Here is a 25,244-nt window from a genome sequence, read left to right on the forward strand (position 1 = left end):
ACCCTCGACGCACCCGTTCGTAGAAGTCGGGATACTGGAACACGTGAGCACTCCCCACCCCGCCCCACCCACCACGACCGACGTTCTGGTCGTGGGCGCGGGCCCCGCAGGATCGTCCGCTGCGGCATGGGCCGCGCGATCGGGCCGCGACGTCGTCCTGGCCGATGCGGCAGTGTTCCCCCGCGACAAGACGTGCGGTGACGGGTTGACGCCACGTGCCGTCGCCGAGCTCGATCAGCTCGGTCTGGGCGAGTGGGTGCGCAGCAAAGCGCGCAACCGAGGACTGCGACTGAGCGGATTCGGGCAGGAACTGGAACTCGAGTGGCCGAGCAGATCACTGCCGACCATCGGAAGTGCGGTTCCCAGAACCGAACTGGACGACAGGATTCGCGTCGCCGCAGTCGAATCCGGAGCTGTGATGGCCGAGGGAGCCAAGGCCGTCGCCGTCACCCGCGACGGCACTTCGGTCCGCTCGGTAACCCTTCAGACCGCTGACGGTGCACACGAGATCTCCTGCCGCACACTGATCGTCGCCGACGGTGTCCGCTCGACTCTGGGCAAGCAACTCGGGCGGCAATGGCATCGCGACACCGCATTCGGCGTCGCTGCTCGCGCCTACATCGACTCGGGCCGCAGCAACGACGAGTGGATCAGCTCGCACCTCGAATTACGCGACGCCGCAGGCACTCTGCAGCCCGGTTACGGCTGGGTCTTCCCGTTGGGCGACGGAACCATCAACATCGGCGTCGGCACCTTGGCCACCGCCAAGAGGCCGGCACCAGGAGCGTTGCGCCCCCTACTCGACCTCTACACCCACCAGCGCCGTGGCGAATGGGACCTCAGCGGGGAGTTGCGCTCGGTGGCGTCGGCGCTGCTGCCGATGGGCGGCGCGGTCTCGGGAATCGCGGGCACCAACTGGGCCATCATCGGCGACGCCGCAGCCTGCGTGAACCCACTCAACGGCGAGGGCATCGACTACGGACTCGAAGGCGGTCGCATGGTCGTCGACCTGCTCGATCACCCCGACCTCACCGACGCCTGGCCGAGCCTGCTGCGCGAGCACTACGGGCAGTCCTTCTCCATCGCTCGACGCCTCGCCGGACTGTTGACCGTGCCCAGATTCCTGCCCGCAGCAGGACCGGTGGGCATGCGCTCACGCGCACTGATGAAAGTCGCCGTCCGCTGCATGGGCAACCTCATCACCGAAGCGGACAGCGACCTCGTCGCCCGCACCTGGCGGGCGTCGGGAACCGGATCGCTGAAAATCGATTCCCGGCCGCCCTTTTCGTGACACCAGGGAGCGTCAGGGGCGAATTGCCTTGTGCAGAGCCACAATTCCGCCGGTGAGGTTGCGCCACTGCACGTCGGTCCAGCCCGCGTCGGTGATCCGCTGTGCCAGTTGTTCCTGCGTCGGCCACGCGCGGATGGACTCGGCGAGATAGACGTACGCGTCGGGGTTGCTGCTCACGGCGCGAGCGACTTTCGGCAACGCCTTCATCAGGTACTCCATGTACACGGTGCGGAACGGACCGAACACCGGCGTGGAGAATTCCGAGACGACGAGCCTGCCACCGGGCTTGGTGACGCGGGCGATCTCGCGCAGGCCGGCGTCGAAATCCGAGACGTTGCGGAGGCCGAAAGAGATGGTGGCGGCATCGAAGCTGGCGTCGGCGTAGGGCAACGCCATCGCGTCACCTGCGACCATCGGCACACCTCGCTGCAGTCCTGCCTGCAGCATGCCCTTGGAGAAATCGGTGGCCACGCACCAGGCTCCGCTGCGACCGAGTTCGACGGTGGAGACGCCGGTGCCTGCGGCGAGGTCGAGTACCCGCTCGCCAGGTTTGAGATCGAGGGCGCGCCGAGTCAGTTTGCGCCAACTCCGGTCCTGCCCGAACGACAGAACCGTGTTGGTGATGTCGTATCGACGGGCGACGCCGTCGAACATCGACGCCACCTCGTGGGGCTCTTTTGCCAGGGTTGCGCGTGATGTCTGGGCCACGAGGACCAGACTACTCAAGCAACGTTCACTGCCTGTGGCGCTGTGATGCCTTGCACGTCGTAGTAGTGCGAGATCAGCTCGTCGCAGATGGCGGGCCAGGTTCGGTGCAGCACCGATTTGCGGGCCGCGTCACCGAATCGTGCGCGGGTGGTGGGTTCGGCGAGGGCTCCGACGGCGCTGGGAAGCAGTTCGGTGAACTTGTCGACCGGCAGCAGGTAGCCGTTGCGGCAATGCGAGACCAGATCGCGCGGGCCCCCGGCGTCGGGCCCGATGACGGGGACGCCGCTGGAGAGGGCCTCTTGGACTGCCTGGCAGAAGGTTTCGTGTTCGCCGGGGTGGACGAAGATGTCGAAGCTGGCGTAGGCCTGCGCGAGTTCGGCTCCGCCGAGTTGTCCGGTGAAGATCGCGCTCGGCATCAGGGTCTGCAACGCTGCGGTGTCGGGTCCACCGCCGACGATCACCAACTGGATCGACGGGTCGGTGGCCAGTACGGCGAGCCGCTCGACGTGCTTTTCCGGGGCGAGCCTGCCGACGAATCCGACGATCAGCTTCTCGTCCGCTCCCCACTGGCTTCTGAGCGTCTGCGACGTGGCCGAGGGTGCGAAGCGGACGGCGTCGACTCCTCGCGCCCACCTGTGCACGCGCGGAATGCCGTGCAATTCCAACGCGTCGACGGCCGAGGTGGACGGTGCCAAGGTGCGGGCAGCGCCGCGGTGCAATCTCCTGGTCCAGCGCCACGCGGCCTTCGAGGTGAGGCCCAGTCCATAGCTGGCGGCGAAACCGGCGACGTCGGTCTGGTAGACGGCCACCGCGGGCACGTCCAGTCGGTTGGCGGCGGCCAGGCCGCCCGCTCCGAGCAGGAACGGTGACGCCAGATGCACGACGTCGGGGGCGAAGGCGCGCATAGCCGAGACCATCCCGAGGCCCGGCACACCGACGGGCAGCGAGCTCACCTTCGGCACCATGACGGACGGCACCCGATGCACCGGAACGTTGTCGTGCCACGTCGCGGCTCTGGGACCGGACGGGTTGTCCGGGGCGATGACGATGGCGTCGTGCCCCGTCTTGTCGAGGTGTTCGAGGACACGGATCACCGAGTGGGTGACGCCGTTCATGTTGGGCAAGAACGATTCCGCAACGATGGCTACTCGCACGATCCTCAGTGTGGGTGGCCCCGCCGTCGGCCAGGTATGGACAACGTTACGTGTGGGCCAACGTCACACGAATTGCGCGAGCACCCACGACGGATCCGGGTTGGTGCGATGTTCGGAGCCCGCGAACACCGTGGGAACCGTCTCGTTGCCGTCGTTGACGGACCGAACCCGCGCGGCCGCAGCCGGATCCTGGCGGATGCTCGTCCAGACGGCTTTCTTTCCGCGCAGCAGCAGCGCCAACCGCAACCGCAAGCAGAAGATGCACCCTGGACGCCAGTAGATCAGCGGCACGGATCTCTCTGTCGCCTGCGTGCGCGAGGCATCGTCGGACAGGGAACTCGGATACAGCACCGGAGTCGTCAGAACGAGAAGGAACACCACGACGAGCACCATCACCACGATCGACGACGCGATGTTGCCGAAGTTCACCAATGCGAACCCGGCCACTGCGGCGAGGGCAGCGATGGCCCACTGCTTCGCATCACGCATTCTTGGCCTCCTTGCGACGTAGCCAGAACAGCACCGGGCCGGCGATCAGCCACGTGACGACGATGACGGATCCGGCCGGAACGATAGCGACGGCGGCGTCGCGGCCGGCGACGCGAACCAGCTCGACGTCCGGGTCGGCCTTGTAGTACTCGACCTCGATGCGTTGACCGGCGATGAGGTTGGTGGGGTACAGCACCCCCAGTGGCGGGTTGTGTGTCACGCCGTCGGGGGTGATGAAGCTGACGGCCGAGCGCAACTTGCCCGCGGACAGCACCTCGGCGGTGGCGGTGCCCTTGTCGGAATCGATGGTGACGTCGTTGCGCCAGGCTCCGACCACCAGAAGCACGGCCAGGACCGAAATCGCAACGGCGACCACGAGCACGACCAGCCGGGTCCTGTACAGCGTTCGGCTGGCTCCGTCGGTATCGGTCACAGCGATCAGATTACTTCGCAGCCGACGCGACTCCGCTCGGGTAGCGTCTGCACTCATGTCGCGCAGCTTCGAGTTCACCGTCGAATCGTCCAATCCCCCCGCTGACGTGCACGCAGCACTCACCAGCGAGGACCAGTGGGAGGCGCGATTCGCCAAGGCGAAGAAAACCGACGGGTACGAGCTGACCAAGCACGATGACGGCGGTTTGACCGTCGACATCTCCGAAGAGGTCGGCACGTCCGAGCTCCCCGGCTTCGTCACCAAGGTCATCAAGGGCAAGCTGATCGTCTCGCGCACCGACCACTGGGGCCCGCTCGAAGGCGACCACGCCGAGGGCACCCTGATCGGCGGCACCACCGGTTTGCCCGCGAAGGTGAACGGCACCCTGTCGTTGCGACCCAACGGAACCGGCGCGAAACTGATCGTCAAGGGCGAATCGACCGTGAAGATCCCCATCGTGGGCGGCAAGATCGAGGACCTGATCAACAAGATGATCAAGGACATGATCGACCAGGAAACCGGCGAAACCCTGGAATGGGTTGCAGCGCAGCAGAGTTAGCGACCCACCACGCTCTACAGTCGCGCTCTGATTGCCGCGTGCAGCTCGCGCAGTCCCGATCGCTCGGTGGTCACTTCCAGCACCCTGATTCCCGTGGCATGGCCGGTGAGTTCGGTTGCCAGATCGGCCAAGTCGACCAGGTGGTGCTCCACGCGGTAGGCACCGCACAGTGCGCCGAGGTCCATGCCGTGAGGCGTGCCGAACACTCTCTCGAACACACCCGCGTACTGCGGGTCGCCTTGTTCGAGGAGCTCGAAGATGCCGCCGCCGTCGTCGTTGGCGACGACGATCGTCAGGTCGTCAGGTCGAGGTTCACCGGTGCCGATGAGCAGGCCGGCCGCGTCGTGCAGAAACGTCAGATCGCCGAGAAGTGCCACAGTGCGCCGCTTTCCGGACATCGCGGCACCAATGGCCGTCGAAACGGTGCCGTCGATACCGGCCACGCCGCGGTTGGACAGAACCTTCACGTCGGGGTTCGGTGTCGCCACCAGGGCCGCGTCGCGCACGGGATTGGACGCTCCGAGCACCAGCTGGTCACCTGGCTGCAGGGCGGACATCACCACGTCGGCAACATGCAGTCCCGTCGGCTTGGGATGCTCTGAAAGTTGTTCGTGCACAGCCTGTTCGGCTCTCTCGGACAGAGCGGCGCAACGAGCGATCCAGGCGGGGTCGGGCGCGCCGGTTGTGACCGCCCGAGTGCCGGTGGCCAGGACGTTGCCGGAGACGTCGGGCCAGCGCGGTCCGGTGGTGAGCGCGATGACGTCGACTGCAGGGTCGGCCAGCAGAGCCGAGACCTGTCGATGCAGCGTCGGCCGTCCGGTGATCACGGCCTGGCGCGGCTTCAACTGCGCAAGAGCCAAGGGATGCAACGGGATTCCGTGCAGGGGCGCGGTCGGCTCGGCGACGGTCGGCAACCCGGCCAGCTCCGGACGCGCGGCACCGCCGTGACCGGAGACGACCACGGTGTCGACAGTCAGATCCAGTTCGACGGGAACGTCGAGTGTCGCCTGGGTGGTCGAGGTCCACGGCATTCCATCGGGCCGACCCTCCGGTCGCGCGCCGGGGTCGCCGATCGCAGGCACCAGAGGCTCACGCAGTGGGATGTCGAAGTGCACCGGCCCGGCGTTGCCGGATCGTGCTCCGCGCGCAGCCGCGATGACGCGGGAGACGGCGCTGCGCCACTGACTGTTCTGCTTGGGTCCTTCCTCGGCGAGCCCGAGGCTGATCGTCGCGCGCACCTGGGATCCGAACAGGCCGAGCTGCTCGATGGTCTGGTTGGCTCCGGTGCCGAGCATCTCGTACGGGCGGTTGGCGCTGATGACGATCAGTGGAATGCGGGCGTAGTTCGCTTCGAGTACGGCAGGCCCCAGATTGGCGACCGCGGTTCCCGACGTCATCACCACCGGGACGGGCTGACCACTCCCCAGGCTCAGGCCGATCGCCAGGAAGCCGGCGGTTCGCTCGTCGATCCGCATGTGCAACCGCAGGCGGCCGGCCACGTCTGCCTCCTGCAACGCGAACGCCAACGGGGCGTTCCGCGAGCCGGGGCACAACACGACGTCTCGGATCCCGCTGCGCGCCAGTTCGTCGACGACTGCGGTGGCCTGGGCGGTGGACGGATTCACAGTTTCAAGAGTGTCAGACGCGTCGGTCGGACGCCGCAACCGGGCTTTGACAGTATGAAGGTGTGCGTACAGTCTTTCGGCCCGACGAGGTCGCTCCCGGTCGCTTCTACCAGCTCCTGACCGCTTCGGTGGTACCTCGGCCCATCGCCTGGGTCTCCACCGTCTCGGCCGACGGTGTGGCGAACCTCGCGCCCTACAGCTTCTTCACGGTGTCCTCGGTGGTGCCTCCGGTCGTGCAGTTCACGTCGGTGACCCGCAAGGACAGTCTTCGCAACATCGAGGCCACCGGCGAGTTCGTCGTGAATCTGGCGACGGCACCGTTGGTGGATCAGGTCAACAGCAGTTCGGCGAGCTTCGATCACGGTGTCAGCGAATTCGAGGCCGTCGGCATCGAGAGCGAGCCCAGTACCGTCGTGACACCACCGCGCGTGGCGGCCGCTCCGATCGCCATCGAGGCGACGTTGCATCGCGTCGTCGAAGTGGGTAACTGCTTCGTCGTCATGGGTACTGTCGTCGCCCTGTCGGTGCGTCCCGAATATCTGGCCGAGGACGGCCTCCCAGAGTTCGACGCCATCGCCCCGCTCAGCCGCCTCGGTCGCACCGAGTGGGGGTTGCCGCCCGAGGTTCGCGAAATCGAGCGACCTTCTTGATTCGCTGGCTGCTGCTGGTTCTCGTCACGGTCGGACTGACCGTCGGGGCCGATGCACTCGGTGTGCCGTCGGCTGCGTTGTTCGTTGCCTTGCTGGTGGCGATCGTGTTCGCGCTCGCCGGGTGGGCTCCGACGACCGGAACCGAGCGAGCGCCACTCCCCCGCAGACTCGGCATGGCGGCGCAGGCAATCCTCGGCGTCGAGATCGGAACGCTGGTGCAGAGCGACACTCTGAGCTCGCTGGGCGATACCTGGCTGCCGGTACTGCTGGCATGCATCGGCACCCTGTTGCTGTCGATCGCGGCCGGCGCGCTGCTGGGGCTTCGTAAAGACATCGATTCACTGACCGGTTCCTTGGCGCTGGTCGCAGGCGGAGCCTCGGGACTGGTGGCGATCACGCAGGAGCTCGGCGGCGACGAACGAGTCGTGGCGGTGGTGCAGTACCTCCGCGTCGTGCTGGTGACCACAACGCTGCCACTGGTCGCCACCCTGGTGTTCGACGCTCAACCCGGACAGTCGTCGGTCACCGCCGACGTGCACGAGGCACTGTGGATCGACCTCGCCTTCGTCGTGATCTGCGGCGTCATCGGCGTGATGCTGGCGAAGGCGATCCGGCTGCCCGCCCCCGCCCTGCTCGGCCCGCTGATGATCGCCACGCTCGCCGACGTACTCGGGGTGTCGTTCGACGCATCCGTCCCGGCGTTGCTGCTGTGGGCGGCGTACATCGTGATCGGATGGCAGGCGGGGCTGCGGTTCACCGTCGCCAGCTTGAAGTCGATCTCGCGGGTCCTGCCCGCGTCTCTGATGTTGATCATCGCCGTCACCGTCGGATGCGCGATGCTCGGCTTGTGGCTGGCGTCCGCGACGGGGACGAGCGGCTACGAGGGCTACCTGGCGACCACCCCGGGTGGTGTGTACGCGGTGCTTGCCATCGCCGCGTCGACCGGCGCGAACGTGACGTTCGTCGTGGCAGCGCAGGTGATCCGGGTGTTCATGATGCTGTTCGCGGTGCCGATGGGAGCGAAGGTCGTCCAGCACTACCGGCATGGTCGACCCGAGTGAATCGACGCGCCCCCATTGGGAGTTAGGGTCCACTAATCTCACCGGCATGGCCAAGTACCTCAAACCCGAGCACCCGGCGTTCTACCGACTGCACGTTCTCGCTGCCGAACGGATCAGTTCCGGCTTCGTCAGGATCACCCTCGGGGGCGAGTCGCTCTCGAGCTACGCGTACATGGGCTACGACCAGTGGTTCCGACTGTTCCTGCCACAACCGGATCAACGCGAACCCCGCATACCCAGTTCGACCTCGAAATTCTGGTACGCCCAGTATCTGACCTTCTCCAAGGACACCAAGCCGGTTGTCCGCAACTACACCGTCCGCAACTTCCGCCCCGCAGGCCATGGCCAGTTGAGCGAGGGCGCGGAGCTGGACGTCGACTTCGTCGTCCACGGTTCCGAACACGGCGGCCACGCGGGCCCAGCGTCGTCGTGGGCTGCACGCGCCGTTCCCGGGGACCGCGTCGCGATTCTCGACGAGGGACGCATCTACAACCCGGATACCGATGCCTCGTGGCAATTGCTCGTCGGCGACGAGAGTGCCGCTCCGGCGATTCTCGGAATACTGCGATCCTCACCGGAAGACCTGCGCGCCGTGGTGTTCATCGAAGTCCCCACCGAGGCCGACGTCCAGCAGCACCACGTGCCGCCGGGCGTCGAGCTGAAGTGGATCGTGCGCACCGACCCGCATGCCAAACCCGGTGATGCGGCACTCGCCGCAGTGCAGAAAGCCGAACTTCCCGGCGGCACCCCGTTCGTCTACGTGGCAGGCGAACAGGGCTTGGCCACCGGCCTGCGCAGATACCTGGTGAACGAGCGCGCAGTACCGAAATCCAGCATCTGCTTCACCGGATACTGGAAGTTCGGTAAAGCCGCCGGATAGCACTCGATTAGTGTCATCTCACATGTCCGGCTTGGGAAAAGGTCACACAGTCGTCACCGACTCGGTCGAGGTCGACGGTGCGTCGTTCGCCTCGCTGCGCGCCCGTCCGCTCCCCCGAGCCGAGCGCTACGAACTGGGACGACGTCTACGTGAGAAGGTGCCGATCGCCTCGCTCGGCGATTGGACCCCACCGGCGGATCGACCCGACCCGGTCAAGCAGATCGAATACTCGCACCAGGGCCGCATCGAATGGCTGATACCGACGCGCCTCGAGCGGATGGTCGAGTCCCCGTACGGATTCCTGCGCGGCACGGCGATCGTCATGGCCCGGGACGTGGCGATGCTGCCGTCGACCGGCATCAACCCGGTCATCAGCGGCGACGCCCACCTGGGCAACTTCGGGTTCTACGCCTCCCCCGAACGTGACCTCGTCATCGATCTCAACGACTTCGACGAGGCCCACCCGGGAGCCTGGGAATGGGATCTACGACGCCTCGCCGCGAGCATCTGGGTGGCCGGGCGGCAGAACGGCCGCACCGAGGATCAGTGCCGCGACGCCGTCACCGCCTGCGTGTCCGCGTACCGAATCGAGGTGGCCCGACTTGCCGACGAGCCGCTGATGTCGCGTTCGTTCCAACGTCTGACGGCCGAGAAGCTGCAGCGCGACGCCACCGAGGGCTCGCTGCGCAAGGAGATCAAACGCGCCACGAAGAAGGCGCGTCGACGCACCAGTGACCGCGTTCTGCCGCGCTTCACCGAGAAGCACGAGGGCAAGCGCAGAATCGTCGAGGAGCCGCCGATCACCACGCGCATCTCCGCCAAGGACGAGGAACTTCTGGCCGTCGGATTGGACGAGTATCTGCTCACCCTCACCCCGCACTGGCGTCGCGTGCTCGGTGGATACACGTTGATCGACGTGGCGCACCGCGTGGTCGGCGTCGGCAGCGTCGGCCTGCGGGCGTACGTGGCTCTGCTCGAGGGCACCAGCGAGGACGACGTCGTGTTCCTGCAGCTCAAGCAGGCCAGACGCTCGGTGCTCGCGCCGTACGTGCACGGCGAATCGGCCTGGCACGATCACCAGGGCCAGAGGGTCGTGGAGTATCAGCAGGATCTGCAGACCGTCAGCGATCCGCTGCTGGGCTGGACGACCATCGCCGGACGGCAGTACTACGTGCGGCAGTTCCGCAACATGAAGGGGACCATCGACCTGTCGTCGATCGACGCGCCGGCTCTGGTCGACTACGCACGGGTGGTGGGTCGACTACTGGCCAAGGGCCACGCGCGTACGAGTGGGGCGTCGATGATCTCGGGATACACCGGAGATTCCGATGCCCTCGAGGTGGCGTTGTGCCGCTTCGCGCAGCTGTACGCGGATCAGACGGAAGCCGATTGGGAGCGTTTGAGCGCTACGCGCATGTGAGTGTGGAGCCCGCGGAACGACCCGAGGGCTCCACGCTCACATGCGGCGAAGCCGCTCAGGCGTGCTTGGCGACCAGGTCACCCACGCGCGGCAGTGCCTCGGTGACGTTCTTCTTCGCCGAGCCACGCAGGCTGCCGTAGAACTTCTTCACGACGGACTTGTCGGTCTCCTCGATGCGAGCATCGGTGACCGAGAGCAGCGCGTCGGATGCGGCGTCGCCGTTGGCGGCGAGGTACTGACCGAACGTGCCCTGCGGGGCAGCGTTGTACGACTGCCAGAACGGATCCAGCTTGTCGACGAAATCGGGCCACAAAGCCGAGACCGCATTGTCGATGTACGACGGTCCGACCTTCTTCACTGCGCCGTAGCCCCCCTTGACCGCGAGTCCACTCGCGCCCTTCTTGTCCGCGACCTCGGCGTCGATCAGTGCCAGGACATCGACGCGCAGAGCGTCGGCCTTCGACTCGTCGAGCAGTGAATCCTTGAGTGCAGCAACCACTTCGAAGTTCCTCCCAGATGTGTCAGCGGCCCCACGCGGACCGGGCGCAAGACTACCGCAGAAGGGCGTGGCAGCGCCGAACTCGCTCGATCCACCACTGCGTGCGATCGGCGTCGGCGTCGAGCTCGATCAGGGCCTCGGCATCGGGTTCGAGGCTGCCGACCGGGTACGTTCCGTCGATCACCTCCGGCACGGGTGCGACGTCTCGAACGAACAGTGCGCCCGTTCCCAGACCGCAGGCGAACTCGAGGTGCGGCAGCGCAGCGGCGGCGGCCAGCCCGGACGAGATCCCGACAGCAGAATCGAGAGCACTCGACACCACCACCGGCACGCCGTACTCCCCCAGCTCTCCGGCCAGCTCGAGCACCGCTCGCATCCCGCCGAGCGGGGCCACCTTGAGCACGGCGATGTCGGCTCCGCCCGCCCGGACGACCTTCATCGGATCCTCGGCCCGGCGAATGCTCTCGTCGGCAGCGATCCGCACCCCGGGCACCCGACGCCGAACTTCGACCAATTCCGGCACCGACGCACACGGCTGCTCGGCGTACTCGAGCGGACCGTCGGCGGTCAGGGCCGTCAGAGCCGCCACCGCTTCGTCGACGCTCCAGCCGCCGTTGGCGTCGACCCGTACCCGCGGCACCAGCTCGCGCACGGCACGCACTCGGGCGAGGTCGTCAGCCAGAGTCTGCCCCTTCTCGGCCACCTTCACCTTGGCGGTCTCGGCACCGGGAGACCGGCTCAACACCGATGCCACGTCCGATGCCGCCACTGCGGGGACGGTCGCGTTCACCGGGATGCGTCGGCGCAGCGGGCTGGGCGGGCCGTCCCACGCGGCCTCGATCGCCGACGCCAGCCACGGGGTCGACTCGACGTCGTCGTACTCGGGAAACGGTGAGAACTCACCCCACCCTGCCGGGCCGCGAACGAGCATCACCTCACGGGTGGTGATGCCGCGGAACTTGGTCCGCATCGGCATCGAGAGCACATGCGCACCGTCCAGAACGTCGTCGATCGGGGGGATCATTGCTGCCCCGGGAGCAACTGCACCATCAACGCCTCGCAGTCGGCCAACAGGTTGCCGTCCAGATCCGTGAGCCGAGCGTTGATGAACGTCTTGCGTCCCTCGACCCGATCCACCGCGCCCTCGACGACCAGCTCCGTGTTCAGCGGCGTCACCTTGCGGTAGTTGATGTGCAGATACGCCGTCCGGCTGATGGGCCTGCCGTAGGCGTGCTGGATGAGGCCGAAGAGGTCGTCGAACAGAAGGGGCAGCGTGCCACCGTGCGCGGCGGAGTTTCCCCCGAGGTGGAAGCGGCGGAACATGCCCCGGCTGCGGACACCGTCTGCGTCGATCTTCTCGATGATCCACGGCATCAACAACAGCGAGCCTCGGCCCGGAAGCCTCGGAACGCGTCCGGCGGTCTGACGTCCCTCGGCCACCACGTGCGGGCTCAACAGCTCGATCAGTTCCCGAGCCTTGTCCGCAGCTGCCTCGGTCACTTCGGCCGGCAACGAGGTGGACACCGCGAGATCCTGCACCGTGCGCAAGGCCTCGAGCAGCTGCCCGTACTCCGGCCCCACCTTCGCAGGAACGAAACGCGGGAAGCCCCCGTGGTGGTCGTAATCGCGGTCGAGCTCGATCGGGTCGGTCATGACTGCACGCTAGCTGCACCGACCGTTCGGCACGGAGCCAACCCCGGCCACCGTTAAGCTGGCGCTCGTGACCTTCACTCCCGCACTGTGGCGTCCCGTTCCCGGCTTCGAAGACCTGACCGACATCACGTATCACCGCCACGTGTCCGATGCGACCGTTCGAATTGCGTTCGACCGTCCCGAAATCCGCAATGCATTTCGGCCGCACACCGTCGACGAGCTCTACCGCACTCTCGAACATGCACGGGTGAGTTCCGACGTGGGCACGGTGTTGCTCACCGGAAACGGACCGAGCAGCAAGGACGGCGGCTGGGCGTTCTGCTCCGGTGGCGATCAGCGCATTCGCGGACGCAGCGGCTATCAGTACGCGGACGGGGAGACGGCCGACACCGTCGACAAGGCCCGCGCCGGCCGCCTGCACATCCTCGAGGTGCAGCGCCTCATTCGCTTCATGCCCAAGGTGGTCATCTGCTTGGTCAACGGCTGGGCGGCAGGCGGCGGGCACAGCCTGCACGTGGTGTGCGATCTGACCCTCGCGAGCCGCGAACATGCGCGGTTCAAGCAGACCGACGCGGACGTCGGCAGCTTCGACGGCGGTTACGGCAGTGCGTATCTGGCCAAGATGGTCGGTCAGAAGTTCGCTCGCGAGATCTTCTTCCTCGGCGAGACGTATTCGGCCGAGGAGATGCACCGCATGGGCGCAGTGAACAAGGTGGTCGATCACGACGAGCTCGAGAACACGGCCATCGAGTGGGCGGCGAAGATCAACGCGAAATCGCCTCAGGCCCAACGAATGTTGAAGTACGCCTTCAATTTGCAGGACGACGGCCTGGTCGGCCAGCAACTGTTCGCCGGTGAGGCAACGCGTCTGGCCTATATGACCGACGAGGCAGTGGAAGGGCGCGACTCCTTCCTGGAAAAGCGCGAGCCCGATTGGTCGCCGTTCCCTCGGCATTTCTGATCCACTGGCGAATTCGACGTCGCATCGCGCCGGAAGTTCCGCGGGTGGAGTGCGGGCATGGTTCACAGAGCCGTACGACTACCGCTGGATGGCGGACTTCCAGAACTCCCGGCTCTCCGAAAAGCGCATTCGGTGGGCGATGGCCTGCCTCACGCTCGATTGCGGTGGCGTTCGCCGTCTTTGCCCAACCGGGAACGGGCGTCTTCGCTATTGATCGACCCGCTCGAGGATGCCCTGCTGTCGTGCAATGCAACTCCTCGAGTACTCCGCATTCCTGTTCGCGTGCATGGGCTCTCATATCGACGAACCCCAATGCTCGATGACTTCCGCCAAGCCCACCGCACCGGAACAGCGTACGAGCAGCGATCTTCATCGACACCGACTTCGGGCATTGCAGCTCCTCGGCCATGAGGGCGACGTCCGCGGCCGATCGTTCGCGCGCGGCAGGCTGGTCTCAGGTTCGGTAGAAGGCGTCGAGGTCGAATTCGCGGAGATGATGTTTCGTGCGGTCGATCTCTCCTGTGGTGGCCCAATCGAAGAACAACTGCGTCGCGTCGTCAGCGGTGAACACCTCTTCGGGGTACACGGTGAGGGAGCGTTTGCCGCTGAAGAACGGGATCTCGACAGTGGGTTCGCCATGACGAGGGCCGGGTCGGCCGATGACGAACAGGCGATGAACGCCGTCGATGGGAAACCGCATCTCGACCGACATCGCCTGCGCCGACCCAGCTGCTTGAATGTAGCTTTCGCTCATCGCGGTTTTCTCGTCGTCGCTGAGATCCTCGTAGTACCGGCCCTCTGGGACCTTCGAGACCGTCAACGCAGACCGCTGAAGACCGTCGAACCGCGAGAGCAGCTGCCCGAACTGCCAGGGAAAATCGATTCGATGTGCAATGGATTGCTGTTTGCCGCCGTTGGATACGAACAGAAACATCAGGCTCCCTTCTGAGGCGGTGGTGTCGACTCGTCGCCGATACGGCGACGTCCACACCTGAGGTGTACCCGCGAGACCGGGCGAACGACGGGCGTCGAAACACTACGCCCAGACAGTCGGGCAAGGGTGACCGGCAGAAGGTGCCGAGCGAGGATCCGGGCGCCAACGCGGGTCAGGTCGGGTAGCCCAGGGCGCGGCGGAGATCGAGAATGTCCTCGAAGTCGACATCGAGTGGCGCGTCACCGAGCCGAACCAAAGTACCGGCCGGCACGGTCTCGATATCGGCGACAGCAGGCAACAGAGTGCGGTCGAGACGCACCTGCGGTGGGATGAGAGTTTCCCACCCGATCTGAAGTTCCTTCGCCCATCGTTTCCTCGCCTCGCGTCGCTCTGTCCATGATGTGCTCGATGCTTTACCGAGGACCAGTTCTTCCTGTGGTCGGGCATATTTGCTGACGCTCCAGCGTCCACGCTCGGCGTTCCAGTGATCGAGGATCGCTTTGAGTACCGCGTCCCCGACGCGGGCGGTGAGCAGTTCGGATGCGTCCTCGACGGCATGCTCCGGTCGAGGGAGGGTCACGTTGACGACGTTGGCGAGGGCCTCGGAGCGCGCGGTCAAGATTTCCTTCGCGCTCTGCTCTGTAGCTTTCTCTGCCGCCTGAGCCGCCGATAGCGCCCGCCGGCGCAGTAGCGAGGAGTCGAGGGTGTCGAACGCCAGCTTGGGAAACCTCAGCAGCGCGAACGCGCCGGTCATGAGGATTCCAGCAGTCTGATACCAAGGCATCGGACGATCCTTGGAGCATCACCGAAGCTTGCGAGGAGATTGGACCGCCGTGGCGGAAAACTCATTGCCATCACGCACAAAGTGAGTCAGACTGTGAAACATGGACGTGAAACGGCTACCTGTAACACTCGATAGTGACGACCAAGCGGAACTCGCCGTGTTCGCCGACCCCGAACGCCTCGAAGCAAGAATCTTGCGGGAATGGGCGCAGCAGCAGCACATCACCATCCGCGACAACTCCGAGTCCGGCATCGCCCGCGCCCTTCTGCGTGTGGGCGCGGAAGCACTTCGCGAGAAGGCCCTTGAAGCCGGATACGACGAACTCGCCAAGGACCAAGCGGAAGGGCGACGTGAGCAACAGGCGCGCCGCCGCCGCTACGTCGAGCGCGTCGACAAGACCTACACCGCATGACGGCACTGCGCGGGCAGATCTACTGGGTTGACCTGGGCGAGGGAGAAAAGCCGTGGGTGGTGGTCTCCAACAACTTCCGGAACCGCAAACTCGACGGGGTTCTCGCGGTGCGTGCGACCACCACTCCGAAGCCCGGGATCCCCACCGCCGTCCCGTTCGCCGCCGCTGACCCTCTTGTAGGTTCGATCCTCGCCGACGACATCGCCCAAATTTTTCACGACGAGATCGCCAACGGACGCCCGGCCGGCTCCCTCTCCCCCGCGACCGTGCTCAGACTCAATAAAGCACTCGCGATCGCACTCGGACTCCCCTGACCGACCCGTTCTACGACTGTGGCCACCGCCACGCGCCCAGGTCTTCGAGACCGGGCGCGTTTTCGGTGAGATCCGATCAGCCGTACACCTGTCAGGAATAGGACCCACGCGGGCGACGCCGTCAATTCTCTCCAGCGACAACGAAACAACCCTGCCAGCCATGCTGACAGGGTTGTTTAATTCGGCCAATGAACGCAGGGGCTAAATTCCGGTCGTGCTCACGATCTGTGACGTGCACACCTTCCAGCCGTCCCCGGAATCGAGCAGGGCGAAGAAAGCGACAGCGTCGGCATCGCCGGTCGGGTCGTCGGGGCGTCCGACCGTTACGCGCGCGAACGTGTACGCGTTCATTGCGCTGTCGACCGTGGTGAATTCGAAGTCGTCCAGGCCGGTGATGCGGACCTCGTCGTCAGTCCGGTTCGTTGCAATCCCGCCGCGTGATTCCGCAGCGGTCCGGAGTGCAACGTCGCCGCAACTTCCCTGTTCGACGGCCTCCCAGTCGCCGGCGTTGTATGCGTTCACGACCGTCTGGACAGCGAGTTCGACCGGCTGGTCGGCGTCGGCGGAGGTGAACGATCCCGTCCGACTGTCCTCGTCGCTGTCCTTCGAGTCACCGAAGAGCCACACCGACCCGAACCCGGCGATCACAGCACACACGATGCACAAGAGCGCGGTACTCGTCATCTTGATTTTTCGATCTAAGAATCGCACTCCAAGTCTCCTTCAGTGGTCCGATGCTAAGACGTTTTACGTCTGTTGAATATCCGCCAAGCGAGTATCGCGAAAACTGCGGCGAATGCCACGATTGCAACATAGTCCACAACTGAAGAGTTTCCGTTGGCGATGTTCACTATTGAACTGATTGAGAGTATCAACCCCACTATCCCTATTAGCAGTTCGTACAAGTTGAGCCTTCTCATCGACTTCAGTCCTTCGTTTCCAGGAGAGTGACAATCGAAATCAGAGACTGATCTATTGGCAGCTGTCATACTTCCACTCCCCGACTTCCAATGTCCAAAGTCTGGAATATCCTTGGAGGATAGGAACGTCGATCCCATTGAAAGTGATGTCGACACTGGCTTGGCCTGGGGAGCGAGCGGCGACGTGATACTCGATCGATCCCTTGCCGGTGTCCCGCGAGTCTCCGTACACGATTCGGTGATTCCATCGACCACAATGATTGCTGAAAGATAACTGAAGATCTGCCCGGGACGGTACAACACCCCACACATCCACGACAGGCCTTCGACACCCGAATCACGCCGGCGACACCCCCACCCGGACGTGACAGAAGCATCTCCGGACACGCACGACCAGGCGATTTACCGCATCACAGCGAGTGACGCGCCTCATAGTCACAGAATGGTGACGACCCATGACAAGTGGACACTCCGTCACCTCGACCAGAGCAGCGTGCGCATGTTCAGGCCGATCGTCGCAGCCGACCAACAATGAAGCACGACAACAGCATCGGACCGGCGCCGTCGGCCCTCGAGCGGATTTCACACGCGGTCCGGCACAGCGTCGCCAATGCGCTCGCAGGGGGCTGGTGTCACCGCGCGCATATGCAAGGGCGGCCGGCCCCGAGTCGGTGACAGTCTTTCAACCACAACCCTTCTCGGCCCATCGATCGACGAGCAGCAGCAATCCATTCGTACTCGTCGCACGATCCTCGCTGCCGCGGCAGATCTGATCAACACTGGACGCGCTGTCAGCATCGGCGATCTCACCGCGAGCGGCTGGACCGGTAACGAGTTCGCCGGTCGCGCACGCACGGCCACTCGAAAACCGCTGCAACAGAGCACTGGTGAACGCCCTGACCGCCTCGTCCGAGTCGCCACGGCGCGACCCTGGGCTCACCGCCGATCTACTCCTGGCGGTGATCAGCGCCTACACCGCGACCGGTGGTGACGGCACCACGCACGCCCGAGCCGCGATATCCGCCCTCACTGCAGAGATTCTGCCTCGAGATCACCCTCTCCAGCGCCGCCACAGGTGAACCCGGAATGCCTTGGTGGCGGGTGCGCCTGTATTCCGCGAAAGAACAAGGTAATTCGTTGAATTCGGGGACGGCCACGAATACTGTTTCGCGACTGGAGCACGTGCAGCGGCATGCACCGCAGTGCGATGGATTTCGATGGTGGGCCTTCGCGAGTGGAGTATGCGGGAAGACTGTGGATGATCGTGGTATCCATGCGGTGTGGACATCCTCGCTTCTCGGACAATTCTCCGGCCGGTCGATTACCAGAGGACTCTCGAGTTCTACCGTGACGGTCTCTCGTTGGCGGTGTGTCGCGAATACCCCGGCGGGACGGTGTTCTTCGCGGGTCAGGGTCTGCTCGAGATCGCCGCGCACCATCGCGGCGACAAATCGGGTTCGTTCTCCGGCGCTCTGTGGTTGCAGGTACGTGATATCGATTCTGCTACAGAGGAATTAGCGGCCGCCGGCATCGAGATCGTGCGTGAGGCCCGGACGGAGCCGTGGGGTCTGATCGAGATGTGGATCGAGGATCCGGACGCGATTCCCATCGTGCTGGTGCAGATCCCGCAGGATCACCCGCTTCGGCGCGACAACCGCTAGCGCTTCGACGCGTCGTCGGCAATCGCACGTAGCACCGCCGTTGCAGACTGCGGCCGCGACCACAGATACCCCTGAGCCAGAGTGCAGCCGAGCTCGAGAGCAGCGTCGGCCTGTTCGCGGCTCTCGATGCCTTCGACGATCATCGTCAGATCGAGGTCCTTCGCCACGCCGGCCAGCGACTTGATCATCGCCCGTCCGGCCACGGTGTCGATGAATCGCGTCAGGTGCCCGTCGATCTTGATGCCGTCGGGCTGCAGCGTCACCAGTCGTTCGAGTGATGACCAGCCCGAACCGAAATCGTCGAGCAGCACCCGAAAGCCCAGCCGATGCACATCGTCGATGTGCCTGCGCAGCAGCGGCCCCGGTGTCACGGCAGTGGTCTCGGTGAGCTCGAGCGAGATCGACGACGGCGACACCCCGGAGGACGCGATGGCACGCTGCAGCTGACTGACACCGTCGGGATGCGCGAGGTGGCGTCCCGAGATGTTGACGGTCAGCCGCAGGTCAGGACGATGAACGTGCCACTTCTTCATCTCGGCGGCGGCCTGCGCGAGAACACTCAGGTCGACGTCGATGATCAGTTCGCTGGCCTCGGCGAACGGTACGAAATCCGCGGGCACCACCATCCCGCGGGTGGGGTGGTGCCAACGCGCCAACGCCTCGAAGCCGACGATCTCCTCCGTCCGCAGATCCACGATCGACTGGAACCAGGGGACGATGTGACCGTCGGCGATGGAGTCGGCGATGTCGTTGTCGCTACCGAGCCGGATGACGCCCGATCCGACGCGGCGATGCAGGTCGAGCTGCTCCTCGAGTACCGACGCGAACTGTTCGAGTTCCTGCATCTGCTCGCCCGACAGCGGGCGCGGCGTGCGATCGAGCAGGCAGAGGGTACCGATCACCAGGCCCTCTCGCCCGCGCAGCGGAACCGACGCGTAGGACGCGATGCCGTTGTCGTCGAGGATGGCGCGCTGCCGGGTGGTGGCGTGGACTCGGCCGTGCGCCACGACTGCTGGTTCGCCGGAGCGCACCACGTCGTCGCAGAGGGTGTCGGCTCGCACGACCGTGGACACCGGCGGTCCACCGACGTTCACCAGCGTGTACTGAGTGTCTTCGTCGAGCACGTTGAGTTGGGCTATGGCGAATCCGACGCTGCGTGCGGCGAATTCGACTGTCGAGCGCAGAGCAGGCGTCGTCGCCTCGACATCGAGGTATCGACGAGCGGAGTCACTCTGCCGGCGAGACTGGGAGCGCGCGGTGTCCGCGACCTCACCGTCCACCGGCATCACCTCGCAACGTACAGCCGGGCCCATTCTGGAACCGGATCCAAGTGAGCTTAACCGTGCCACATCGGCAGTTTCGACCGATAGCCCGTCCGCGAGCGGTCACAACGACGGATAGCGCGTGTGCAGGAGCCGATGCCGCAGTACCGCTGCGGCGAGTCGCTTGCCTTCGTCGGTCGCGACCGAACCGGAGGTCTGCGATCCGGACACGTGACCCGGTTCCGGTACCTCGAACGAACCGAGCGCGCTCAGTTCGGCCACCAGCGTCCGAGCGAGCGGCTCGGCGTGCTCGGCAACGGGCTCCTCGCCGGAATGGGTCCATCCCTCGGCTCGCAGCAGACGCGCGAGGTCGTCTGCTGTCGCTTCCACGTCGGCGACATCGTGACCGACGATCATGCGCGCCAGAACGACCTCGGCGGCAATCGTGTCCGGATGGTATTCGGTTCCGACGATGCCTGCGGTGAGCACGCGCCAGAGCCCGTCGGAGCTGAGCTGTCGAGTTCGGGCCGTCGGTACCAACCGCCCGGCGGAACGACGCAGCAGACGCACCCTCATCAGGAGGCGTCGGACAATCAGTACCTTCTCCGTGTCGAGTTCGCGGCCGATGTGCATGGGACGTTCGGCCGGAGGAAACACCGTGGTCGCGATGCTCGCCACCAGCTCGTCCGGCAGATACCCTGCGTCGGTCAACGCGACGCCGTCCCCGATGCAGCCGATGAAGCTCTCGAGCCTGCGCACACAGCCGTACACAGGCCGGGCGGCCTCGTGCAACGTCTCGCGCAGCCCCAGATAGAGCTCTGCTCGTGGTGCGCTGTAATTGCTCCACAACTCGATGCGGTGGTCGAGAAGCTGCTCGAGCAGGACGGCCTCGGAGTCGTCCTTGCCTCGATCGGACGTCAGCACAGCATCGGTGACTCCGCGACGACGCATGGCCTGTGCGTTGGCTCCGAGCGGTCGCCCACCGGGCTTCGACGGCTCGAACTCGCCGGCGATGGTCGCGACTTCCAGTGTCTCGCCGATCTTTTCGACGATGGCCCGCTCGACGCCGGCCGGTGCGTCCTGCCAGGTGACGAGCTCGGTATCGACGGCACCGATGCCCGATTGTTCGGTGGCGGCGCGATAGCGCTGCAACCATGCGGCGTCGTCGGGTGTTCGCACGAGCTCCTCGGTGACGGCGCTTCGGGCAATCTCCGCGTATCCGACGCGTCCGAGCCGGTCGAGTAGGTCGCCGAGCGCGCGGGCGATATCGACCGCGCGATCGGGCCCCTCGGCCGCGTGACGCAGATACACCCACAGGAAGGTCTGCACGGAATGTTGCGTCGGGCCAGCGGGCGGGGACACGTCCACCAGACCGTCCCACCCCAGTCGCGCGTCGGCGGCGAGCGCAGGATCGACGGAATCGAAGTACGACAGAGCCGCCCACACCGCGTCGTCCATGCCCGATCCCTTCACGATGTTCCACTGTTCCACAGCGACTCGATCCGCGAAGACGAGAGCCGTGCGCCACGCCACAGCAGAATGGGACATATAAGGCAAAAATGTGAACGGAAGATGAACGCAACACGACTTCGAGGTGCCCAAGAAGAACACTTCGCAAGAAATTTCCTCGAAACGTCGTTCGTGTCCCACACTTTCCACCGTGAGCGCTGAATTCCTCGTACTTCTCGTCGTGGTCGTGACTGCACTGGCCTTCGACTTCACCAACGGTTTCCACGACACCGCCAACGCCATGGCGACGTCGATCGCAACGGGGGCACTGAAGCCCAAGGTTGCGGTCACCCTGTCCGCTGTCCTCAACCTGGTCGGCGCATTCCTGTCCGTCGAGGTAGCAGCCACCGTCGCGAAGGGCGTCGTCAATCTCGGCGACACTGGCGGTCAAGCTCTACTGACCATCATCTTCGCCGGCCTCGTCGGCGGCATCCTGTGGAACCTCGCGACCTGGCTGCTCGGCATTCCGTCCAGCTCGTCGCACGCACTGTTCGGCGGCCTCATCGGTGCCACCATGGCCGGTCTGGGCACCAGCGGCGTTGTGTGGGACGGCGTCTGGAGCAAAATCGTCCTTCCCGCTGTCCTCGCCCCGATCGTGGCCGGCCTCGTCGCCACCGCCGGCACGTGGGTCATCTACCGCATCACCAACTCCGTACCCGAGAAGTCCAAGGAGCGCGGATTCCGTTGGGGTCAGATCGGTTCGGCCTCGCTCGTCTCGCTCGCACACGGCACGAACGACGCTCAGAAGACGATGGGCGTCATCTTCCTGGCCCTGGTCGCCTACGGCACCGTCACCCCCGACTCGGAGATGCCGTTGTGGGTCAAGGTCACCTGTGCGCTGGCGATCGCCCTCGGCACCTACCTCGGCGGCTGGCGCGTGATCCGCACCCTGGGCAAGGGCCTGGTCGAAATCGCATCTCCGCAGGGCATGGCCGCCGAGGCGTCCTCGGCCGCGATCATTCTGACGTCCAGCCACCTCGGCCTTCCGCTGTCGACCACGCAGGTCGCCACCGGCTCGATCCTCGGATCGGGACTCGGAAAGCCGGGCGCCGCAGTGCGCTGGAACGTCGCCGGCCGTATGGCCGTCGCCTGGGTGATCACCCTGCCGCTCGCCGGAATCGTCGGTGCCGTCTGCTGGTTGCTCGCCCACACGATCGGCGGGCTGCCCGGCATCCTCGTGGTGTTCGCCATCCTCGTCGCACTCGCCGCCTTCATGTACATCCGCTCACGTCGCGAACCCGTCGATCCCGGCAACGTCAACGCCGAATGGGACGGCGGCCTCGTTCCGGCGCCCACCGACTCTCCAGTGAAGGTCTGAAGTACTCATGGACACTCTGAAGCACACTCTCGATTCGCTCTGGCAGGTTGTTCTCGTCGGTCTGCTCCTGGGCGCAGGCCTGCCCGCGATCTTCGCTTTCGGTCTCAAGGCACTGTCCGTCGGTGAGCCGTCCGACGATGCCGCGGCAGCAGGCACCACCCGAGTTGCTCGCCCCGCCGTGGCCACCGCCGCCGCGATTGCCTGCTTCACCGTCGTGGTCGTGGCCATCGTGGCCGGGATTCTCTTCATCATGAAGAACTTCCTCGACAGCACGTTCGGCATCTCCGTCTTCTGACCCGAGAAAGGACTCCTGTCGTCATGACCGATTCAACGAAGACTGCCTTCCCGGCATCGGTGCTCCAATGGCTTCGGGCGGGCTACCCCGAGGGCGTCCCGCCCAAGGACCGCTTCCCGCTCGTCGCCCTGTTGCGCCGCGCCGCATTGACCGACACCCAGGTACAGGAGATCGTGCTCGAGTTGGTCTCCCCCGCCAATGGAGCACTCGACGACGGGGCTATCTCGCACGACGAGATCGCCACGTACATCCGAGACCAGATCGACGCCGAGCCGACGACCGAGGACATCGCGCGCGTCTCGGCGCGTCTCGCAGCAGGTGGATGGCCTCTGGCAGATCCGGCTTCCCTGTAGTCCATGTCGGTCCCGTCTTTCCTCCACTCGATCGTCGGTTGGCTTCGCGGCGGGTATCCCGACGGGGTACCCGAGGCGGACTACGTTCCCCTCCTTGCACTCCTGACTCGGCGACTGTCCGACGACGAAGTGCAGTCGGTGATGGACGCCCTCATCGCCGACGGTCGGCTGCCTGCGGACAAGGCCGGCATCTCGGTCACCATCACCAAGGTCACCAACGAGATGCCCCGCGACGAGGACGTCAATCGAGTGCGCGCGAACCTCGCCGCCGGCGGGTGGCCCCTGGCCGACCCGTTCACCCTCCGCCGCACGGACTAACCTCGAGTCCGTGCTCGAGAGCGTTTCCATTCCGTCGGGACCGACAGCGGCGGACATCATGCCGCGGCTGAGCCGCATGCTCGCCGGCGACGGCCCGGCCCTGCTTCCCGTCCCCGCCGACGATCCTCGCGAGATTCACCGCCTGCACGACGCCCTGGCACCGGGTACCCCCATCGACGACGGCGTCGCCCTGGTCGTCGCGACATCGGGTACGACGGGAATTCCCAAGGGCGCCATGCTCCCCGCGTCTGCACTGGTGGCGTCGGCGACGGCCACCGAGGAACGACTCGGCGGACCGGGGTCGTGGCTGCTGGCGTTGCCCGCGCACCACATCGCCGGAATGCAGGTGCTGCTGCGCAGTGTGCTCGCCGGAACCTCGCCGGTGATCATGGATGTGTCCCGCGGTTTCGACCCGGTCGCCCTGATCGAATCGGTGGGCCGGATGTCGGGGCCCCTGCGCTACACGTCCCTGGTTCCCGGCCAATTGGTGAAGGTATTCGACAATCCCGAGGCCGTGGCTGCGTTGGCCTCGCTCGATGCTGTGTTGTTGGGCGGGGCGGCAACGCCGATTCCGTTGCGGGAGAAGGCACATGCTGCAGGGATCCGCGTGGTTCGAACGTACGGCATGAGCGAAACGGCCGGCGGCTGCGTGTACGACGGAGTTCCGCTGCACAGTACCGTCGTACGCATCGACGACGGCAGGGTCGTGTTGGGTGGACGAACTCTGGCCTCGGGATACCGCGGTCTACCCGATCATCCGGCCTTCGCCGAACCGGGGTGGTTCCGCACCGACGACGCCGGAACCATCCTCGACGGTGTACTGAGCATCTCGGGGCGACTCGACGAGGCAATCTCGACCGGTGGGTTGACCGTCGTCCCTCAGGTCGTCGAGGCAGCACTGATCACACATCCTGCGATACTCGAATGCGCCGTCGTGGGATTGCCCGACGAGCGACTGGGGCAGAAAGTGGTGGTCGCAGTGGTCGCCTCTGCGCCGGTGACGTTGGCGGAGTTGCGCTCTCACGTCGCATCGTCGTTGGACGTCACGGCCGCGCCACGAGAGTTGTTTCTCCTCGACTCACTGCCGACCCGAGGGCCGGGAAAACTGAATCGAGCAGAATTGCGGGCAATGCTGGGGAAGCGCTGAGCAGGCGGCTGCTCGGAAGTCCCCCGGTTGGCGGCAAACGCGCGCGCGTTCGTCAGGTGCGCGCGGAATAGTTCGCGAACAGGTGGCGAAACTGCGCGCGTTCAGCAAACGCGCGCGCGTTTGCGCCGGAGTGGTCACGCGAGCGGCGTGCCTTGATGGTGCACCAGTTCCCATCCGGTGTCCGTACGCCGCCACAGCGACGTTCGGCGAGCGCGCATCTGCCTAGTTTTCGAAATCCACTGCAGCAGCAGATAACCTGGGCCGATCACCCGTCCGGTCGGTTCGATCACCTCGATGTCCACAGGGCTTTCGCTGCCGAGCATGTCGAGTATCGACGACTTGTCCCACATCGTGCCCGAGGCTCCGACCTCGGTGAAGTCGTCGGCGAGCAGACGGGCCAGTCTCTCGCGATCGCGTCGACATTCCTCGGTCTGCAGCTCTCGCTCGAGCTCGAGAACCGTCGACAGGTCGTCGTCGGCGTCGGGTCGACCGGCAGAGGCAGGCGGCATGGGGTGCACTGTCTCACGCACGAATGCGCGCGCGTTTGTCAGGTGCGCGCGGAACAGCCCACGAACAGGTCGCGAAACTGCGCGCGTTCGGCAAATGCGCGCGCGTTTGCGGCGGAGGTGGGATA

At 65.4% G+C, this 25,244-nt stretch carries 30 protein-coding genes; 16 read left to right on the plus strand and 14 right to left on the minus strand.

What is annotated here, in order from left to right; all coding sequences use genetic code 11:
* The first annotated feature begins 43 nt into the window (after window positions 1-43).
* Complete coding sequence (locus tag CH302_RS16915; protein WP_037187102.1) at window positions 44-1,291, plus strand: geranylgeranyl reductase family protein; 1,248 nt, start codon at window positions 44-46, stop codon at window positions 1,289-1,291.
* 12 nt (window positions 1,292-1,303) lie between these two features.
* Here the strand turns inward: CH302_RS16915 and CH302_RS16920 are convergent, their stop codons facing one another.
* From CH302_RS16920 to CH302_RS16935, 4 genes are all read right to left on the minus strand, one after another.
* Window positions 1,304-1,999, minus strand: coding sequence for a demethylmenaquinone methyltransferase (locus tag CH302_RS16920; protein ID WP_094631949.1), 696 nt, complete (start codon window positions 1,997-1,999; stop codon window positions 1,304-1,306).
* 14 nt (window positions 2,000-2,013) lie between these two features.
* The gene (locus CH302_RS16925) at window positions 2,014-3,153 is read right to left on the minus strand and encodes a glycosyltransferase family 4 protein (RefSeq protein WP_037187100.1); all 1,140 of its coding nucleotides are present in this window, start codon (window positions 3,151-3,153) and stop codon (window positions 2,014-2,016) included.
* 63 nt (window positions 3,154-3,216) lie between these two features.
* Window positions 3,217-3,642: a glutaredoxin domain-containing protein gene (locus tag CH302_RS16930; protein ID WP_037187098.1), complete on the minus strand. Its 426-nt coding sequence runs from the start codon at window positions 3,640-3,642 to the stop codon at window positions 3,217-3,219.
* Window positions 3,635-4,075, minus strand: a complete 441-nt coding sequence (locus CH302_RS16935) for a DUF3592 domain-containing protein (RefSeq protein WP_052047405.1) — start codon at window positions 4,073-4,075, stop codon at window positions 3,635-3,637. Before CH302_RS16935 ends, CH302_RS16930 begins: the two co-directional genes overlap by 8 nt.
* 55 nt (window positions 4,076-4,130) lie before the next feature.
* Here CH302_RS16935 and CH302_RS16940 point away from each other — a divergent pair, with 55 nt between their 5' ends.
* On the plus strand, window positions 4,131-4,634 hold the full coding sequence (locus tag CH302_RS16940) for a DUF2505 domain-containing protein (protein ID WP_037187096.1): 504 nt from the start codon (window positions 4,131-4,133) through the stop codon (window positions 4,632-4,634).
* 14 nt (window positions 4,635-4,648) lie between these two features.
* Here CH302_RS16940 and menD read toward each other — a convergent pair whose 3' ends face one another.
* Complete coding sequence (gene menD / locus CH302_RS16945; protein WP_037187094.1) at window positions 4,649-6,259, minus strand: 2-succinyl-5-enolpyruvyl-6-hydroxy-3-cyclohexene-1-carboxylic-acid synthase; 1,611 nt, start codon at window positions 6,257-6,259, stop codon at window positions 4,649-4,651.
* 62 nt (window positions 6,260-6,321) lie between these two features.
* Between menD and CH302_RS16950 the strand changes: the two genes are divergently transcribed.
* Genes CH302_RS16950 through CH302_RS16965 form a run of 4 tightly spaced genes read left to right on the plus strand, consistent with a single transcriptional unit; the run spans window position 6,322 to window position 10,270 of the window.
* Window positions 6,322-6,909, plus strand: coding sequence for a flavin reductase family protein (locus CH302_RS16950; RefSeq protein ID WP_037187092.1), 588 nt, complete (start codon window positions 6,322-6,324; stop codon window positions 6,907-6,909).
* Window positions 6,906-7,970 (plus strand): AbrB family transcriptional regulator, encoded by a 1,065-nt coding sequence (locus CH302_RS16955; RefSeq protein WP_037187090.1) that lies wholly within the window; start codon window positions 6,906-6,908, stop codon window positions 7,968-7,970. The genes CH302_RS16950 and CH302_RS16955 overlap by 4 nt, the downstream gene beginning before the upstream one ends.
* A 46-nt stretch (window positions 7,971-8,016) precedes the next feature.
* A complete protein-coding gene (locus tag CH302_RS16960) occupies window positions 8,017-8,850 on the plus strand; it encodes a siderophore-interacting protein (RefSeq protein WP_037187088.1) in 834 nt (277 codons plus the stop codon).
* 22 nt (window positions 8,851-8,872) lie between these two features.
* Window positions 8,873-10,270 (plus strand): DUF2252 domain-containing protein, encoded by a 1,398-nt coding sequence (locus CH302_RS16965; RefSeq protein WP_037187086.1) that lies wholly within the window; start codon window positions 8,873-8,875, stop codon window positions 10,268-10,270.
* A gap of 55 nt (window positions 10,271-10,325) precedes the next feature.
* Here the strand turns inward: CH302_RS16965 and CH302_RS16970 are convergent, their stop codons facing one another.
* The 3 genes from CH302_RS16970 to CH302_RS16980 are packed head-to-tail and all read right to left on the minus strand — an operon-like array spanning window position 10,326 to window position 12,422.
* Window positions 10,326-10,769, minus strand: coding sequence for a DUF6918 family protein (locus CH302_RS16970; RefSeq protein ID WP_037187084.1), 444 nt, complete (start codon window positions 10,767-10,769; stop codon window positions 10,326-10,328).
* A 52-nt stretch (window positions 10,770-10,821) separates the two neighbouring features.
* A complete protein-coding gene (locus CH302_RS16975; RefSeq protein WP_037187081.1) occupies window positions 10,822-11,793 on the minus strand; it encodes an o-succinylbenzoate synthase in 972 nt (323 codons plus the stop codon).
* Window positions 11,790-12,422, minus strand: coding sequence for a PaaI family thioesterase (locus CH302_RS16980; protein WP_037187079.1), 633 nt, complete (start codon window positions 12,420-12,422; stop codon window positions 11,790-11,792). Before CH302_RS16980 ends, CH302_RS16975 begins: the two co-directional genes overlap by 4 nt.
* 67 nt (window positions 12,423-12,489) lie before the next feature.
* On the opposite strand from CH302_RS16980, the gene CH302_RS16985 reads away from it, so the two are divergent.
* Window positions 12,490-13,383 (plus strand): 1,4-dihydroxy-2-naphthoyl-CoA synthase, encoded by an 894-nt coding sequence (locus tag CH302_RS16985; RefSeq protein ID WP_037187076.1) that lies wholly within the window; start codon window positions 12,490-12,492, stop codon window positions 13,381-13,383.
* 454 nt (window positions 13,384-13,837) lie between these two features.
* On the opposite strand, the gene CH302_RS16990 is transcribed toward CH302_RS16985, so the two are convergent.
* Both CH302_RS16990 and CH302_RS16995 read right to left on the minus strand, forming a co-directional pair.
* On the minus strand, window positions 13,838-14,317 hold the full coding sequence (locus tag CH302_RS16990; RefSeq protein WP_052047286.1) for a hypothetical protein: 480 nt from the start codon (window positions 14,315-14,317) through the stop codon (window positions 13,838-13,840).
* A 172-nt stretch (window positions 14,318-14,489) separates the two neighbouring features.
* Window positions 14,490-15,101 carry a hypothetical protein gene (locus tag CH302_RS16995; protein ID WP_141216673.1) on the minus strand — a complete coding sequence of 204 codons (612 nt, stop codon included), beginning with the start codon at window positions 15,099-15,101 and terminating at the stop codon, window positions 14,490-14,492.
* Window positions 15,102-15,201: 100 nt separating this feature from the next.
* On the opposite strand from CH302_RS16995, the gene CH302_RS17000 reads away from it, so the two are divergent.
* Both CH302_RS17000 and CH302_RS17005 read left to right on the plus strand, forming a co-directional pair.
* On the plus strand, window positions 15,202-15,513 hold the full coding sequence (locus CH302_RS17000) for a hypothetical protein (protein ID WP_141216674.1): 312 nt from the start codon (window positions 15,202-15,204) through the stop codon (window positions 15,511-15,513).
* Window positions 15,510-15,827, plus strand: coding sequence for a type II toxin-antitoxin system PemK/MazF family toxin (locus CH302_RS17005; protein WP_037187073.1), 318 nt, complete (start codon window positions 15,510-15,512; stop codon window positions 15,825-15,827). Before CH302_RS17000 ends, CH302_RS17005 begins: the two co-directional genes overlap by 4 nt.
* Window positions 15,828-16,028: 201 nt before the next feature.
* Here the strand turns inward: CH302_RS17005 and CH302_RS17010 are convergent, their stop codons facing one another.
* A complete protein-coding gene (locus CH302_RS17010) occupies window positions 16,029-16,475 on the minus strand; it encodes a hypothetical protein (RefSeq protein ID WP_155292871.1) in 447 nt (148 codons plus the stop codon).
* Between the two features lie 1,159 nt (window positions 16,476-17,634).
* Here CH302_RS17010 and CH302_RS29650 point away from each other — a divergent pair.
* Both CH302_RS29650 and CH302_RS17025 read left to right on the plus strand, forming a co-directional pair.
* On the plus strand, window positions 17,635-17,826 hold the full coding sequence (locus tag CH302_RS29650; RefSeq protein ID WP_141216675.1) for a hypothetical protein: 192 nt from the start codon (window positions 17,635-17,637) through the stop codon (window positions 17,824-17,826).
* 201 nt (window positions 17,827-18,027) lie between these two features.
* Window positions 18,028-18,408 (plus strand): VOC family protein, encoded by a 381-nt coding sequence (locus tag CH302_RS17025; RefSeq protein ID WP_037187064.1) that lies wholly within the window; start codon window positions 18,028-18,030, stop codon window positions 18,406-18,408.
* Here CH302_RS17025 and CH302_RS17030 read toward each other — a convergent pair.
* Window positions 18,405-19,688: a sensor domain-containing phosphodiesterase gene (locus tag CH302_RS17030; RefSeq protein WP_230596134.1), complete on the minus strand. Its 1,284-nt coding sequence runs from the start codon at window positions 19,686-19,688 to the stop codon at window positions 18,405-18,407. The genes CH302_RS17025 and CH302_RS17030 overlap by 4 nt on opposite strands.
* 105 nt (window positions 19,689-19,793) lie before the next feature.
* Window positions 19,794-21,218, minus strand: coding sequence for a hypothetical protein (locus CH302_RS17035; protein ID WP_230596133.1), 1,425 nt, complete (start codon window positions 21,216-21,218; stop codon window positions 19,794-19,796).
* Window positions 21,219-21,330: 112 nt separating this feature from the next.
* On the opposite strand from CH302_RS17035, the gene CH302_RS17040 reads away from it, so the two are divergent.
* Genes CH302_RS17040 through menE form a run of 5 tightly spaced genes read left to right on the plus strand, consistent with a single transcriptional unit; the run spans window position 21,331 to window position 24,610 of the window.
* Complete coding sequence (locus CH302_RS17040; RefSeq protein WP_037187059.1) at window positions 21,331-22,497, plus strand: inorganic phosphate transporter; 1,167 nt, start codon at window positions 21,331-21,333, stop codon at window positions 22,495-22,497.
* 7 nt (window positions 22,498-22,504) lie between these two features.
* Window positions 22,505-22,792, plus strand: coding sequence for a hypothetical protein (locus CH302_RS17045; RefSeq protein WP_037187055.1), 288 nt, complete (start codon window positions 22,505-22,507; stop codon window positions 22,790-22,792).
* A 23-nt stretch (window positions 22,793-22,815) separates the two neighbouring features.
* Window positions 22,816-23,145 carry a DUF3349 domain-containing protein gene (locus CH302_RS17050; protein WP_037187052.1) on the plus strand — a complete coding sequence of 110 codons (330 nt, stop codon included), beginning with the start codon at window positions 22,816-22,818 and terminating at the stop codon, window positions 23,143-23,145.
* Window positions 23,146-23,148: 3 nt separating this feature from the next.
* Window positions 23,149-23,463, plus strand: a complete 315-nt coding sequence (locus tag CH302_RS17055; RefSeq protein ID WP_037187050.1) for a DUF3349 domain-containing protein — start codon at window positions 23,149-23,151, stop codon at window positions 23,461-23,463.
* A gap of 58 nt (window positions 23,464-23,521) precedes the next feature.
* A complete protein-coding gene (gene menE / locus CH302_RS17060) occupies window positions 23,522-24,610 on the plus strand; it encodes an o-succinylbenzoate--CoA ligase (RefSeq protein ID WP_052047404.1) in 1,089 nt (362 codons plus the stop codon).
* 134 nt (window positions 24,611-24,744) lie between these two features.
* On the opposite strand, the gene CH302_RS17065 is transcribed toward menE, so the two are convergent.
* The gene (locus tag CH302_RS17065; RefSeq protein WP_037187044.1) at window positions 24,745-25,119 is read right to left on the minus strand and encodes a nuclear transport factor 2 family protein; all 375 of its coding nucleotides are present in this window, start codon (window positions 25,117-25,119) and stop codon (window positions 24,745-24,747) included.
* Window positions 25,120-25,244 lie beyond the last annotated feature (125 nt).

The organism is Rhodococcus sp. 15-2388-1-1a (assembly GCF_002259145.1).
Taxonomy (GTDB): domain Bacteria; phylum Actinomycetota; class Actinomycetes; order Mycobacteriales; family Mycobacteriaceae; genus Rhodococcoides.

Bases quoted from the DNA above. Each gene is read 5' to 3' on its own strand.
- CH302_RS17000 (WP_141216674.1), top strand. From the start codon at position 15,202: ATGGACGTGAAACGGCTACCTGTAACACTCGATAGTGACGACCAAGCG.
- CH302_RS17055 (WP_037187050.1), top strand. From the start codon at position 23,149: ATGTCGGTCCCGTCTTTCCTCCACTCGATCGTCGGTTGGCTTCGCGGC.
- CH302_RS17035 (WP_230596133.1), bottom strand. From the start codon at position 21,218: ATGTCCCATTCTGCTGTGGCGTGGCGCACGGCTCTCGTCTTCGCGGAT.
- menE (WP_052047404.1), top strand. From the start codon at position 23,522: ATGCCGCGGCTGAGCCGCATGCTCGCCGGCGACGGCCCGGCCCTGCTT.
- CH302_RS16930 (WP_037187098.1), bottom strand. From the start codon at position 3,642: ATGCGTGATGCGAAGCAGTGGGCCATCGCTGCCCTCGCCGCAGTGGCC.
- CH302_RS16995 (WP_141216673.1), bottom strand. From the start codon at position 15,101: ATGCCTTGGTATCAGACTGCTGGAATCCTCATGACCGGCGCGTTCGCG.
- CH302_RS16980 (WP_037187079.1), bottom strand. From the start codon at position 12,422: ATGACCGACCCGATCGAGCTCGACCGCGATTACGACCACCACGGGGGC.
- CH302_RS17005 (WP_037187073.1), top strand. From the start codon at position 15,510: ATGACGGCACTGCGCGGGCAGATCTACTGGGTTGACCTGGGCGAGGGA.
- CH302_RS16975 (WP_037187081.1), bottom strand. From the start codon at position 11,793: ATGATCCCCCCGATCGACGACGTTCTGGACGGTGCGCATGTGCTCTCG.
- CH302_RS17045 (WP_037187055.1), top strand. From the start codon at position 22,505: ATGGACACTCTGAAGCACACTCTCGATTCGCTCTGGCAGGTTGTTCTC.
- CH302_RS17050 (WP_037187052.1), top strand. From the start codon at position 22,816: ATGACCGATTCAACGAAGACTGCCTTCCCGGCATCGGTGCTCCAATGG.
- CH302_RS17065 (WP_037187044.1), bottom strand. From the start codon at position 25,119: ATGCCGCCTGCCTCTGCCGGTCGACCCGACGCCGACGACGACCTGTCG.
- CH302_RS16940 (WP_037187096.1), top strand. From the start codon at position 4,131: ATGTCGCGCAGCTTCGAGTTCACCGTCGAATCGTCCAATCCCCCCGCT.
- CH302_RS16965 (WP_037187086.1), top strand. From the start codon at position 8,873: ATGTCCGGCTTGGGAAAAGGTCACACAGTCGTCACCGACTCGGTCGAG.
- CH302_RS16990 (WP_052047286.1), bottom strand. From the start codon at position 14,317: ATGTTTCTGTTCGTATCCAACGGCGGCAAACAGCAATCCATTGCACAT.
- CH302_RS16960 (WP_037187088.1), top strand. From the start codon at position 8,017: ATGGCCAAGTACCTCAAACCCGAGCACCCGGCGTTCTACCGACTGCAC.